Below are 12,950 nucleotides of genomic sequence, written 5' to 3'. Positions count from 1 at the left end.
ATGCCAACCTACGTCCAACACGAAGTCCTGGGCCGCATCCCGGACGTATTCAATGCCGAAGATATCTGGCAGGCGCCGGGCTTCGCGCTGTTCTCGCGCCGCCCACTGCTGCGCGACCTGCTGGAACGCTGTCCGCGCGAGCACCGCGGCCGCGCCGCCACGCGCTGCTTCTCGCACGTCACCCTGCGCCTGCCGCAGGAAGATGTGGATGACGACTACCACCTCACGCGCGGCCATCGTGCGCGCGACCTGGCCGACAGCCTGGCGGCCCTGCACCAGAAAGACTTCGGCGACCTGCTCGGCAGCGACCAGGTGCGCTACCACATCGTGGGCGCGGAAGACCTGGCGCCCGGTGAGATCGAAGTACGCTTCGGCCACGCGGTCTACCTGCCCTCGCCCGACGAAAAGGTGCTCTTCAATGTGAGTGTATCGCGTGACGGCAAGCAGTGGCACCCGGTATGCCCGGTGTATCCGAACCAGCGCCTGGCCCTGGTGGGCAACGGCATCGGCAGCCATGCGGCGCAGGGCTGGCCCTTCGGCGACCTGGGCGCCGCGCTGCTGGTGAACGACGGCCCGGACGCGCCGCCCATCGTGCAGATGCGGCCGAAGGACGCTTTCGATTGCAGCTTCGATGCGCGCCATGGCCATTACATCATTACCGCGAAGCGCGGCATGGAGCAGCAGGGACAGCGCCTGCTGCTCAGGCTCACGCGTGCGGCGGAGGCACCGCTGCCGGCCATGCCTTCTGCTGCGCCGGCGATGCGGCCCGCGGTATGGCAGCCGCGCACGGCGCCGCGCGCGGAAGAAGAGCTGACGGCGGTGCCTCTCGCTGCGCCAGCGCCTGCGCAGCGCTACGGCGAGAGCGATGTGACTTTCGCGCCCGGCATGCGGCAGCGGCTCACATTGGCCGCCCTGGCACTGCCGCGCCTGAGCCGCTACCGCGACACCGGCGCCGCTGCGCTTGAGCTGCCCTTCGGCGCCGACCTGCGCCTGGGCGGCGACGCGGAGCCGCTGCTGAGCATCCGTATCGATGCATCGGATACCCTGCATGCCGTGAACGCATCCGGCAGCCAGCCGCTCAGGGCGCCCGCCGTGCTGGCGGACGGCGCGCTGCGGCTGGAGCCGGTTCCGGCGGCCATGGCGGAGCGCTATGCTGCGCTGCTGCCGCTGCCGCATCCTGTCAGCAGCCCACTGGCGGCAGGCCGGTGCAGCACCTTCGGCCGTGCGGCGGCGTCGCTGGCGGCGCTGCGCGTGCTCGATTCGCCGCGCTACCTGCAGCGCACGCGTGACGATGGCAGCACCGCCAGCCCGGACCGCATTGGCCTGTCGCGCAGCGCCTTCAGTGCGGAACCCGGCCCGCAAGGGCTTGCGATCACGCGGCTGAGCGCCACCCAGGCCCTGTATCACCTGGACGCCAAAATGAACTTCGTCGCGGCGGTGGCTGCGGCCGATGCGCAGCAGCCGTTCGTCCTGCCGCCAGGCCATCACCTGGTGGCAGGCCACTACGTGCTGCGCTACGACGCATAAGGAACAGCGCCATGACACTCGACCAATACCAGACGCCGCTCATCTATGCCGCGGCCCTGTTCATGACCCTGGTGCTCGCGTCCTTCCTCACGCCGCGCAGCTGGTGGCGCCGTCCCACGGTACGTGGCGCAGCCATCGTGGGCGGCGGCACCTGGGCCATCGCCGCCCTGCTGCTGCATTTTGTGGCGGCCGCGCCACTTCCCTTCAGCAGCGCGCTCGCCAATGCAAGCGTGACAAGCTTGCCCGATGAGCAGCCTGTACCGGCCGCGCCGTTTGCGGGCAAGCCCTACCGCGTGCACCGCGACCTGAACCTGCGCAGCGAGGCCAGCGTGAGTTCGCCGCGGCTGGCCATCGTGCCTGCGGGCGCAAGCGTCACGCCGACGGGCGAACAGCGCGGCGACTGGTGGCAGGTCCATGCGACAGCCGATGGCAAAGTGCAAACAGGCTGGGCCAGCAGCCTGTGGCTGCGCCGGCGCGGAGAGTGAGCAAAATTGAATTATCAATATTGCACCGAATATGAAATAGCGTGCAAGGCGCCGAATACAGGCCGAAACACCGGCCTGTTCGCCTGACCATCAGGTTGCCAAGCGGTGGGAAGCCGCGTAGAGTCTCAACATCTCCTCTGCGCCGACACCATGAATAAATGCTGTAACACCGATCATCCGCATTGCACCTTCTGGGTCATGCCGGACGAGCACGTCTGCGAAGGTGGGCATCAACAGCCCGCCGCTGCAGCAACGCTCCCGTCCAGCTATGAGCTGCTGAAGGACGCGCGCGGTGCCCGTGCTGTGCAGCCATCGGCCGCGCGCGCCGTTGCGGAAGCGGCCAGCCCTTATGCGACGGCGATCCGTGCGCCGCGTCCCCAGCTCCATATCAGCGGATTCGACCCGCGCGCCGCTGGCGGCCGCCAGACGCTCAAGATGGAATTGCGCGGCATGCCGCAGGACTGCGCGCCGCAGCTGTCGATCCAGTTGAATTCCGAACTGATTCCGAACGGCGCCGCGCGCCAGCAGTTCGTGCGTTCGGTGGACGGCGACTGGCGTCCCGTGTTCGTGGAGTTTTCCTCGCGCGGCAAGGAGCATGGCCAATACCAGATCAACACGGAAGTGCTGAGCCGCCAGGCCGGCCAGCCGGAGCGCAAATGGGAATGCACCTTCGTGATCCTGGTGCCGCGCCAGGACGCGTCGCTGACCGATATCCACCGCATCTTCCTCAGCACCCACAAGAACGTGCGCGTAATGGCGGACGATGCCTCCATCGCCCGCGTCTCCGCACAGGGCGGCGAGAGCATGGACATCGACGTCACCGCACGCAATGCGGGCATCGCCCACCTGGACCTGAGCGCCCCGCAAGGCAAGATCGACCTCGGTTTCTCCACCATCGCGTGGGACGAAGACCTGATTGAGCTGGAAACGCCGTATGCCGGCGCAACGCACCCGCACCCGAGCCGCTCGGCCAGCATGGTGAACGCGGCGCCGGAAACCGGCATGCAGCGCCACATCCGCCTGTTCGCGATGGACGAATGCATCTTCGGCCGCTTCGAGCTGGTCGATCCTGAAGCCGATGTGCTGCTCACGCATTACTCCACGCTGGGCCCCGACAGCGCAGGCCTCACACGCCGGCTCTCTGGCCGCCATGCGGTAATCCGCCGCGGCGCCCAGGGCTTCGAGATCGAGGACGTGTCGCGCTACGGCGTGCTGCTGGACGGCGTCTGGCCGGGCAAGAACAAGCCGGTGCCGCTGCGCCTCGGCATGCGTATTGAACTGAGCGCGAGCATCAAGGGTATCGCGGCGCTGGTGGTCAGCGCCATCATGCCGCACGGCGTGATCCTGCACCGTGTGGACGAAGGCGCCTCCGCCGAATGCTTCTACGTGCTGGCGCCGGAAACCCATCCCGGCTATCCGGTGCCGCGCTTCAAGGCGGCGCCGAATGCCGCCGCGCTGCCGCTGCTGATGCACCATAACGGCGGCTTCTGGCACCTGGACCAGCTCACCGGCAAGGAGACCGCGCTGGCGCCTGGCGTGCAGCTCGATAAGCTGAGCCGCATGCCGAAGCTGACCCGTTTCGCCAGCGACGCCTATCCGGAACACTGGATCATCCGCACCACCGGCGTCGATCACAACACCGTGGCGGCCCACGACTTCCAGACCGCGTAAGCGGTCAGGTTCCCGGCTTTTTCGGCAATGGGATCCATTCCGTTTCGCCGGGAACGTGCGGGAAGCGCTGGGCGTCCCAGTCCTCGGCCGCCTGCTGCAGGCGCTCCTTGCTGGAGGAAACGAAGTTCCACATCATGAAGCGGTGGCCATCCAGCGGTTCGCCGCCGATGATGACGAACTGCGCGGCGCTGTTCGCCTTCACGCGCTGCGCCGTGGCCGTATCCAGCAGCGCCATCGTATGCAGCGGCAGCGCCCGGCCATCGATTTCCAGCTCGCCGCTGATGGGATACAGCGCCGCTTCCTGCGGCAGCCCGGCCAGCGCCAGTTCCTGGCCCGCACGCAGCGATACGTCCAGGTACAGGGTCTGCATATAGGTGCGCACCGGGGACGTGTGGCCGAAGGCGGAGCCGATCAGCACACGCACCTTCGCGCCATCGACTTCGAGTTCCGGAATATCGGCTGCCGGCGTATGCGAGAAACTCGGTTCATCCTCTTCGTGCGCCTTCGGCAAGGCGGCCCACAGCTGCAGGCCGTGCGTGCGGTGCGGCACGCCCGCCAGGTCTTTCGGCGTGCGTTCGGAATGCACGATGCCGCGGCCCGCTGTCATCCAGTTGATGGCGCCGGGCTCGATGCGCTGCACGGAACCGATGCTGTCGCGGTGATCCATCGCGCCTTCGAACAAATAGGTCACGGTGGCGAGGCCGATGTGCGGATGCGGACGGACGTCGTGATTGTCTTCCGGCTTCACATCCACCGGGCCGAAGTGATCGAAGAAAATGAAGGGGCCGACCGCCTGCTTGATGGCGGACGGCAGGTAGCGGCGCACCATGAAGCCGCCGCCCAGATCTTTTTCGTGGCCTTTCAGCAGATTGGCGATACTCATGGCTTTATCCCAGTACAGTGGTCACTTCGGTGCTCACGGAGGTCATCAGCTTGTGCACCGGGCACTTGGCTGCCACCGACAGCAGCTCCTCGCGCTGCGCATCGCTCAGCTCTCCGCTCAGGTGCAGCGTGGCGTTCAGGCGATAGATGCCCTTGCGTTCTTCGGTGTCGTCGCGCTGGGTCGTCACCTGCACGTCATCCACCGGAATGCCCTTGCGTTTCGCGTACCACAGCACGGTAAGCGCCTTGCAGGCGCTGAGCGCCGCGTCGTACAGGTCATGCGGCGATGGACCGGCATCGCTGCCCCCCTCTTCGGCGGAGACGTCGGCGGAAACAATGTGGTTGCGGACGTGGACGATATGACGCATCGGCAGCGTCTTGTCGCGGACTACGGTAATCGGCATGGTATTCCTTGTAAAGCCATTTCGGATAAGCGAATTTACACTGTTTTGCCGAATGCTGGCTACTGCCAAAGGCAGGACTAATCGATCACCCTCACCACGCGGAAGCCGACCACGTCGTTCGCCAGCACGGCCGAGTAGCCGTTGCGCAGGGCCGCGCGCAGGTAGCGCGGCTGATACAGCCAGGCGCCGCCGCGCAGGATGCGCCGCACCGGGTCGCCGCCCTCCTCCCAGGCGCTGCCATCGGCCGGAGCGCCCTCGTAGTTTTCATGCACCGCATCCTGCACCCATTCCCACACATTGCCGTGCATGTCGAACAGGCCCCAGGGATTCGGCGCAAAGCTGCCAACCTTGGTGGTGCCATGGCGGAACTCGCCCTTCGGGCCGTCGTTGTAGGTGAAGTTGCCGTCGTAATTGGCGTGCTCGGTGGTGATGGCATCGCCGAAGCTGAAGGCCGTGTGCGTGCCGGCGCGGCAGGCGTATTCCCATTCCGCCTCGCTCGGCAAGCGGTACTTCTGGCCCGTCATCTTCGACAGCCACTGCACGTAGTGCTGCGCGTCATCCCAGCTCACGCCTACCACGGGATGCAACTCCGTCTGCTGGAAGCCGGGATCGGCCCAGTCGGCATCCAGCATGGGCTCCCAGCCGGTGGCCTTCACGAAGCGGCCCCACTCGCCGACAGTGACGGGATAGCGCCCCATCGCAAAGGAGCGCTCGATGCCGACCCAGTGCGCGGGCGTTTCGCGGTCCAGCCATGCTTTCTGCGAGCCTGCCTTGATGGCCACGCTGCGCTCGAACTCCGTGGAGCCCATCTGGAAGCGGCCCGTGGGAATCAGCACCAGGTCCGGACCATGGCCGCTGCCATCCAGGAAACGGTCGCGCAGCACGCCGCTCGGGTCGGCGATGGCGCTGCCCGGCGCAGGCATCAGTTTCGCCAGTTCGGCCGCATGGCGGGCGGCCTGTTCCTTGCGGTGTCTTTCCTGTTCGGCGCGGTAGGCGGTTTCGGCGCGCTGCTGGTCCAGTTTGCGCTGCTTCTCCTCCTGCAGCTGGCGCGCTTTGAGCGCATCGGCCTCGCGCCGGGCCAGCAACTGCTGGCGCAGTTTTTCCTTGCGCTCGCGCGCTTCGGCCTCGGCCTGCAGCTTGCGCTGTTTTTCCAGCTCGCGGCGCTGCTGGTCCTGGCGCGCCTTTTCCACAGCGGCCGCCTGCGCCTCGGCCTTGCGCCGCGCCGCCAGTTCCACCTGGCGCTGCACTTCCAGCTGGCGTTCGTGCTCGGAACGGCGCCGCTGTTCGGCCGCCTCCTGCTCCGCGCGCTCCCGCTGTTCCGCATCGCGCCGTGCGGCTTCGGCGGCCTGCGCCGCCTTCTCGTCTTCCGTTGGCCCTGCCGCTTCACGCAAGGCATCCAGCAGCTCGCCCACAGAGGCCGGGCGTTCCTCGCTGGCGAAGGCAAAGCCTTTCTGCAGCACCTGCCATTGCAGGGCGTTGAGGCCCGGCGGCGCCACGGGCTGCGAGCTTGCCGTGCGGGCCTCGCCGAAGGGCATGGCGCCGGCCAGCATCTGGTAGATCATAACGGCCACTGCGTACACGTCGAGCTGGGGAAGCGGCTGCCCTTTCTGCGTGCCCGCTTCTGGCGCGCGGTAGCCGGCGGTGCCCGCATTGGGCGCCGTCATCTCGCCAATGCTGCCATCCTCGCTGCGCGCGCGGGCGGCGATGCCGAAATCCAGCAGCTTGAGTTCACCGCGCCGCGTGAGGAATACATTGCCCGGCTTGATATCGCGGTGCACCAGATGGTGCTTGTCCCAGGCGTATTGCAGGGCATTGGCGATCGGCCGCAGCATGCGCTCGGCGCGCACGAAGTCCACCGGGCCGTGTTCCGCCAGCCAGGCATCAAGATCCTGCCCTTCCAGGCATTCCATGATGATGAAGTAGCTGGCCGTGGCCGGATCCTGCGCCCATTCGTAGACACGCACGATATTGTCATGCGACAGGCGCCGCGCCTGCGTGGCCTCTTCGATCAGCAGCCGCGCGTGGGCGGGGCTCTGCGTGAGCTGCGGCGGCAGGATCTTGAGCGCCACCATTTCGCTGTGGCCAAGCTCTGCATGCGTGGCCAGATCGGTCGCCTGCCACACCTGGCCCACGCCGCCCATGGCGATCAGGCGTTCCAGCCGGTAGCGCCGGTTCTGGGGCCCAATTTCCTGCCTGGCCATCAGGCCCAGTTCGGTGCCCTGCCTGGCCGGCAGCGGCGCAGCCGCACCTCCCGGCAGCGAATATTCCGCGTCCAGGATGGCATTCTTGCGGCGGTCGAACTCGTGCTGGCTCAGCAAGCCGTCTTCATGCAAGGCTCGTAGTTCGCGGATCTTGTCTCGTGCAGTCTGCATTGCCCCTCTGTGCTCTTGCTGCCCGGGCCTCAACGCGGCAACGGCACGCCGCACTCGGCGCAGAATTTCGCATCCGCCTTATCCGCCGGCACCGGATGCCCGTTGACGCAGTAGCGCACGCCCGCCTGCGCAGGCGCGTGATGATGATGCACCGGCGCCCCCGCCTGCGCCACACCTACGCCAAGCTGCATCTGCGATGCGAGCGCATTGGCGTGTGTGGCGTTCTGCAGTTTGAGCAGTTCCAGCTGGTGGGCGCGGTCCTTGTCCTGCTGGGCAGCGCTGTGTGCCCGCTCGTCCTGCACGCTTTGCTGCGCCATGCGCATGGCTTCCGCCGGGCTGATACTGTTCTCGGCCGCCACCACGGAGGCCAGCGCCTGCAGCTGGTCCGCATGCATGCCGGACTGGGTCTGGGTTTTCATCAGCTGGGCCAGCGCCTGCGCATTGGGCGTTGCTGCAAGCGCGATCTTGCCGGTGTCGCTCAGATTACCGATGGTATCGATGCGCTCGATATCGATGCGCGCCATCAGTGCAGCATGGTCCTGCTGCGCAATCATCATGTCGTATTCGGCCTTCGCACGCTGGAAGCGTTCGTCGCGCTCCATTTCCATCTTGCGCAGCTCGTGCTGCCAGTTGGCTTCATGTTCACGGAGCTTGAGCGAGAGCTTCTGTTCCTCGGCACGGTGGGCGATGTCGCCGGCCTGCCGCTGCTGCACGCCGTCCGCCTCGATGGTGCGCATCAGCTTTTCGTACTGCGTGATCGAATCGGCGGTGGCGCCGCTGCGCTTCATCTCGTCCAGCTTCGCCTGCACGCCGGCGTCCTTCAGCTCCTCGCCGCGCCCTTGCTCGCGCAGGCGCGCCAGGTGCTGCTGTTCCTCCCATTCCTGCAGGCGCTCCGCCTCGCGCTTGCGCGCCGCGTTGGCGATGGTGATGCCGTGCAGGCGTGCTGCCTGGTGTTCGGCTTCGATGGCCGCTTCGCGCTGCCCGGCTTCCGCTTCGGCCTTGCGCAGGCGCTGCACCTGGGCATGGCGGTGCGATTCATCCTCGATGGCCAGGGCCTGTTCCACGCGGTTGCGCAGCTGCTGCATGTAGAGCTGATGGGTAAAGCGCTGGCGCGCCAGCGCGCGCTCTTCCAGCGCCGTCTGCTGCGCCACTTCGCGCTCTGTGCGCATGCGGATCTGCGCCAGCTGGCGCACATGGTCCCATTCGGCGGCTTCCGATGTCTGCCCCAGCTTCTTCTTCGCCAGCTCATGTTCCAGTTCGGCGACCGTGGCGCCCGCGCCGTTGTCGAAGGCCGCCTTGCGGGTTTTCGCTTCGATCACGCGCGCATACAGGTCGATTTCGCGGGCGCGGATGGCTTGCAGGCGCTCGGCTTCCTTCAGCGCCTGTTCGGCCTTCTCCACCGTGGCGTCCTGGCGCAGCTCGGCGCGGCGGAATTCCGTGCGCTGCTTCTGCTCTTCGCGCCAGATGGCCTGCCATTCCTCTTCGTTGTACAGTTCATCGAGCTGCTTCACATGTTCCAGCTGCACATGGCGTTCGTCCGCCACCAGCCACAGGCTGCCGATGCGTTCGCGGTTGTTGTCGAATTTATCGTGGCGCAGCGACAGCGTTTCCACCTGTGCGGCGGCGAGGCCGAACTCGGCGAGGCGCATGCGCAGCGCGGACTGCAGGCGTTCGTCCAGCTGCAGGCGCAGGTCGGCGTTGCGGCTCATTTCGCGCATCGAACGCGCACCGATGAATTCCGCAGCGATCTGGCGCACCGACGATTCCAGTAGTTCGTGCAGGTGCAGCGTGGTGACGGTGCCCGGCACGGTCATGAAGTGCTGGGCGAAGGCAGCCACCTGCTCCACCTTGATGCCGACCGTGAAGCTGGCCGCCACCTTCAGGTGTTCGGACGTATACAGGTCGCTGAAGCTGAATTCCACCGGCAGCGGCGTAGTGCGCGTGATCAGGATTTCGGCGTGCTGGTCGCGCAGCAGGTTGTTCAGGCGCTGGAAGAAGCCTTCCAGTTCGTATTCGCCCTGCGGCACCTCGGTGGCTTTGTCCTGCTGCAGGATGTAGGCGCGGGTGGTGGCGGGCACGCGCAAGGTTTTGGTGAAGATGCCGGACAGTTCACGAACGCCGAAATAGACTGCCAGTTCATCATTTGCAGGCACCCAGCGGTTGTCCTGCAATACCGGTTCGTTGCGTGGCGCGCCCAGCGAGAGGCCGCATTGCGCGCAGTAACCCGCCGCCTCCGCATTGCGGTGATGGCAGCGCGGGCATTTGCTTCCGCCCAAACCGAACATTTTCAACATTCTCAGACTCCTTGCTTATTATCTACTCGCCTGCCTGCCGATTCTAGCAGGCGCTCCTTGCCCCGTCTTGCGCACGATTCAGATGAGCCCAATCCGCTCTATCCATGCGAGGCTGACGCCCCGCGCCCGCAGCCTTGCCGCATAGCCCTCGCCCGCTTCCACCTCCCATGCCGCAGGCAGCAGCACGCGGTCGCCTTTCAAGGCTTGCCTTTCTATTAATTCCAGTTTCGCTACGCGCCCTTCCACCGCATCCACGCGGCCGGCATGCCACGCGGATGAGCTGCCGGTGGCGATCATGCGGCCGCGCGGCAGGAAATCGCGGCCACGCGCCAGGCGGTCGGCCATCACGAGGGCCAGCTGCCAGGAGTTGCCCTGGAAGCGTGGCTGTTCGAAACGGAGCACGGTGCGCCAGCGTCCCAGCGCGTTGCCGTCGAAGTGGCGTGCTTCGGCCAGCGTCTGGCGAACAGCGTGCTGGGTGGCGGCGTCCAGTCCCGGCGCCGAGATGGTTTCCTCCTCCGATCCAGCGCCATCCAGCGGATACACGCTGGCCTCCACCCAGCAAAGGGCATCGTGTACACCGCCGCTGTGCAGGGGGAACCAGCTTCTTACCGTGGAGACGGCGGCCGAGGAATCGGCGTGGCCGTGCAGTGCGCCGAGATGCGTGAGCTCTCCGGCGCCGCCCAGCATCAGCGTGGTCTCGCTGCCGCAATGAGGTGGCGCGGTATGCGGGCCGCCATCGACGCGGCCGAACTGCCAGCTGTCGGACCAGCCGATGGCGCATACCTGCGGCGTGGGCGCGGTCCACAGCTCGCGCACCATGCGGTCTGCCAGCACAACGGCCAGTTCCCAGTTGCGGTCTGTGGCGGCCGGCGCAATATCCATACTGATGACGACCTGTTCGCGGCTGTCGAAGCGCGATTCGGTGAGGCGTGCGAGATGGACGACTTCTAGCATGCGTTCGCATAGCGCCGGTGCACCCGGCGCCACGCATTTCACTTCGGCGCGGTTGGCACGCGGGCGGCGCGTGGCCGTCACCGTGAGGATGCGCCCGTCCTGCAGCAGGCTGCGGCATTCAGCGGCCGGGGGACGGGCCGCGGTGCGCACCGGGCTATGCGAGAGGTCGATCATAGCCTGGGCTCCACGCGGTCTTCCGACACCGGTTCGGCATTGCGGCGGCGGGCCAGGTGGTATTCGAGGTTGGCGGCGATGCGGTCGGCTTCCTGCAGGCAGCCGGCTGCGTCATCGGGACCTGCCTGTTTGAAGCGTGCCAGCAGGGACCAGGCTTCGTCCAGCGCGATGACGGCGCGGCGGCTCTGGTCGGCGCGCTCGGTGCGGTGGGCCTGCTTCGCTTTCTGGTCCGGGCTTGCCCAGTCCAGCGAGGGCATGGTGCCTGCGTCGAGCGCCAGCAGGGACAGGCGCTGCAGGATGGACTGCTGCTGTTTGAAAGTTTTCTGGCCTTCAGGCAGCGCGATCTGACGCAGTGCGGCACTGATCGCCGGGAGCTCGAGGAACAGGCGGCGGATGGCCGCCGCGTCGCGCTTTGCGGCGCGCGGGCTGTGGGCAGCCGTCCAGCCGGACGGCAGCGGGCTGCCGCCGGCCGCCGGCGTGACGGGGATGTGCGGGCCTGCCATTGCCCCCGGGGCGGCGAATGGCTCGCCCGCATTGTGCGCTATCGGAGGCTCGACCTGGCCGCGCGACGAGGGCGCGCCTGCAGGCGCGGCCGGGCGGGCCGGTGTGGACGAGGCGTTCGGCGCTCCCCCTTCGGCCTGGTCGCCGGGCTGCTGCGACGCGGCGGCGACAGGTACGGCGGGACCGGCCGGATGCTGTCGCTCGCCGGCCGCGACTGCGCCTGCCGGGCGGGACGTAGCCGAAGCCGACGTGGGGCTCGGTGCCGCCGATGCAACTGGAATGGCCCTCGCCGGGAGCTTCGGCGTGGATGATGCCATGGTCGGCGTTGGCCAGGCTGGCGAAGCGGCGTGCTGCGGCGCCCCCGCAGCGGCGGCGGGTGTTGCCGGCGGCGGCGAAGGCAGGCCTTGGGATTTCGGCTGATCGGCATAGCCCGAAGCAGCGGCGCCCTTGTAGACGGCCCCTGCGGGACCGGCAGGCGCTTGCGCCGCCGCGCGGCCGCGGAGCATCGCCGCATAATCGACGGCCGGCGCAAGATCCACCGGAACGCAGTCCTCCACCGTCACGCCGAAGCGCGTGTACATCAGTTCATTCAGGCCCGCGCGGAACAGGTTCCATTCATCCAGCGAGGTACAGGGCGGCAGATCCAGCACGCCCTGCTCCAGCGCCGCGCGCACGGCAGCCTGCGCCTGCCCGCCGAAGGACTCAAGCGTGAGCTGGGCGAGGTCCGCCTCCATCTCGCTGACCAGGAAAAGGTCGAAGCGCTGCTGCGTTACGCGCGGATCGGCGGCATCGATCACGAACACCATGCGCAGACCGATTTCCGGGGCAGCGGCGAACGGTACGATATCCGCCACATACGGACCGGGATGGAAGCACCACGCCCGCTCGCCCTTCATGCAGGCGATCTTCGCCGCGCCGCCATCGCTGCGGAACGACACCAGCCGCCGCGAGCTCCCGGACTCGCTGTACACCACGGTCACGCATTGTGCCGGCGCCATGCTGCCGGCTTCGCGCCGCGCCGCGATCCATTCGCTGCCAAGACGTTCCGCCACCGCTGCGTCACCCGCAGCGGCGCTGTTACGGAAGCGCTTGAACAGGGCCATGGTCCTCAGCCGCCCACCGGCGCGACGCTGAACTGCGCGCCGTATTGCTGGAAATGCTCGGCAGGCGCCGAGGGGAAAGCCCAGCTGCGTTCGCACTCTCCGTCACTGTCCAGCTGACCTTGCAGCAGGATGGCGCCGCCGCCGTCCGTCACGCGGACTTCCGGCCGTTCGCGCAGCAGGCGCGCGGCAAACGGCGCCGCCGGATTCAGCGCCAGGATGAGCTGCCAGCTGTCGCCGCCGGGCACGAAATGCAGGGTCCAGTAGCCGTCGTCCGTTGCCAGCGCCTCCAGCGCTTCGGCGCTGGCGGCTGCACGCAGCATGCCGTGGCTGCCATCCCACGCAGCGTCATTCGCGGCGGCGGGCTGCGCGGCACGGCGCAATTCCAGCGCCAGGTGGCGGAAGCGGCGCAAGGTCAGCGGGGAAGCCTGCAGCGCCGCCAGCTCGCCCACGGACAGCGGCTGGGCGCCGTTCAGCGCCGCGAGCAGCACCTCGTCGGCCAGCATCAGCCTGTCGCCCGGCACGGCGCGCGACAGCAGCAGGCGCTCTTGCAGTTTCTGGTCGGGCGATTTCATGTTGAAGTCCT

The 12,950-nt window shown here is 67.4% G+C and carries 10 protein-coding genes; 3 read left to right on the top strand and 7 right to left on the bottom strand.

Annotation, left to right across the window (positions count from 1 at the left end; translation table 11 throughout):
- The 3 genes from ACJRPG_RS23840 to ACJRPG_RS23830 all read left to right on the top strand — a co-directional run bounded on the left by ACJRPG_RS23840 (nt 1) and on the right by ACJRPG_RS23830 (nt 3,683).
- Nucleotides 1-1,527, top strand: coding sequence for a hypothetical protein (locus tag ACJRPG_RS23840; RefSeq protein WP_408002601.1), 1,527 nt, complete (start codon nt 1-3; stop codon nt 1,525-1,527).
- 11 nt (nt 1,528-1,538) lie between these two features.
- The gene (locus tag ACJRPG_RS23835; protein WP_408002600.1) at nt 1,539-2,012 is read left to right on the top strand and encodes an SH3 domain-containing protein; all 474 of its coding nucleotides are present in this window, start codon (nt 1,539-1,541) and stop codon (nt 2,010-2,012) included.
- A gap of 150 nt (nt 2,013-2,162) precedes the next feature.
- Nucleotides 2,163-3,683, top strand: coding sequence for an FHA domain-containing protein (locus tag ACJRPG_RS23830; RefSeq protein WP_408002599.1), 1,521 nt, complete (start codon nt 2,163-2,165; stop codon nt 3,681-3,683).
- A 4-nt stretch (nt 3,684-3,687) separates the two neighbouring features.
- On the opposite strand, the gene ACJRPG_RS23825 is transcribed toward ACJRPG_RS23830, so the two are convergent.
- From ACJRPG_RS23825 to ACJRPG_RS23795, 7 genes are all read right to left on the bottom strand, one after another.
- Nucleotides 3,688-4,566, bottom strand: coding sequence for a pirin family protein (locus ACJRPG_RS23825; RefSeq protein ID WP_408002598.1), 879 nt, complete (start codon nt 4,564-4,566; stop codon nt 3,688-3,690).
- Nucleotides 4,567-4,570: 4 nt separating this feature from the next.
- On the bottom strand, nt 4,571-4,969 hold the full coding sequence (locus tag ACJRPG_RS23820) for an OsmC family protein (RefSeq protein WP_408002597.1): 399 nt from the start codon (nt 4,967-4,969) through the stop codon (nt 4,571-4,573).
- Between the two features lie 77 nt (nt 4,970-5,046).
- Entirely contained in the window at nt 5,047-7,341 is a 2,295-nt protein-coding gene (locus tag ACJRPG_RS23815; protein WP_408002596.1) for a bifunctional serine/threonine-protein kinase/formylglycine-generating enzyme family protein, read from the bottom strand.
- Nucleotides 7,342-7,370: 29 nt separating this feature from the next.
- On the bottom strand, nt 7,371-9,635 hold the full coding sequence (locus ACJRPG_RS23810; protein ID WP_408002595.1) for an SPFH domain-containing protein: 2,265 nt from the start codon (nt 9,633-9,635) through the stop codon (nt 7,371-7,373).
- A gap of 78 nt (nt 9,636-9,713) precedes the next feature.
- Nucleotides 9,714-10,763 carry a hypothetical protein gene (locus ACJRPG_RS23805; RefSeq protein WP_408002594.1) on the bottom strand — a complete coding sequence of 350 codons (1,050 nt, stop codon included), beginning with the start codon at nt 10,761-10,763 and terminating at the stop codon, nt 9,714-9,716.
- Nucleotides 10,760-12,367 carry a hypothetical protein gene (locus tag ACJRPG_RS23800; RefSeq protein ID WP_408002593.1) on the bottom strand — a complete coding sequence of 536 codons (1,608 nt, stop codon included), beginning with the start codon at nt 12,365-12,367 and terminating at the stop codon, nt 10,760-10,762. Before ACJRPG_RS23800 ends, ACJRPG_RS23805 begins: the two co-directional genes overlap by 4 nt.
- A 5-nt stretch (nt 12,368-12,372) precedes the next feature.
- Complete coding sequence (locus ACJRPG_RS23795; RefSeq protein WP_408002592.1) at nt 12,373-12,939, bottom strand: hypothetical protein; 567 nt, start codon at nt 12,937-12,939, stop codon at nt 12,373-12,375.
- Nucleotides 12,940-12,950 lie beyond the last annotated feature (11 nt).

It is taken from the genome of Pseudoduganella rhizocola (assembly GCF_045984285.3).
In the GTDB taxonomy this organism is placed as follows: Bacteria; Pseudomonadota; Gammaproteobacteria; order Burkholderiales; family Burkholderiaceae_D; genus Rugamonas.
This window is presented reverse-complemented; position numbering and strand designations above follow the sequence as displayed.

Excerpts from the sequence above, each read along its gene's own strand:
- ACJRPG_RS23805 (WP_408002594.1), bottom strand. The coding sequence starts at position 10,763 with ATGATCGACCTCTCGCATAGCCCGGTGCGCACCGCGGCCCGTCCCCCG.
- ACJRPG_RS23795 (WP_408002592.1), bottom strand. The coding sequence starts at position 12,939 with ATGAAATCGCCCGACCAGAAACTGCAAGAGCGCCTGCTGCTGTCGCGC.
- ACJRPG_RS23840 (WP_408002601.1), top strand. The coding sequence starts at position 1 with ATGCCAACCTACGTCCAACACGAAGTCCTGGGCCGCATCCCGGACGTA.
- ACJRPG_RS23835 (WP_408002600.1), top strand. The coding sequence starts at position 1,539 with ATGACACTCGACCAATACCAGACGCCGCTCATCTATGCCGCGGCCCTG.
- ACJRPG_RS23825 (WP_408002598.1), bottom strand. The coding sequence starts at position 4,566 with ATGAGTATCGCCAATCTGCTGAAAGGCCACGAAAAAGATCTGGGCGGC.
- ACJRPG_RS23820 (WP_408002597.1), bottom strand. The coding sequence starts at position 4,969 with ATGCCGATTACCGTAGTCCGCGACAAGACGCTGCCGATGCGTCATATC.
- ACJRPG_RS23810 (WP_408002595.1), bottom strand. The coding sequence starts at position 9,635 with ATGTTGAAAATGTTCGGTTTGGGCGGAAGCAAATGCCCGCGCTGCCAT.
- ACJRPG_RS23800 (WP_408002593.1), bottom strand. The coding sequence starts at position 12,367 with ATGGCCCTGTTCAAGCGCTTCCGTAACAGCGCCGCTGCGGGTGACGCA.
- ACJRPG_RS23815 (WP_408002596.1), bottom strand. The coding sequence starts at position 7,341 with ATGCAGACTGCACGAGACAAGATCCGCGAACTACGAGCCTTGCATGAA.
- ACJRPG_RS23830 (WP_408002599.1), top strand. The coding sequence starts at position 2,163 with ATGAATAAATGCTGTAACACCGATCATCCGCATTGCACCTTCTGGGTC.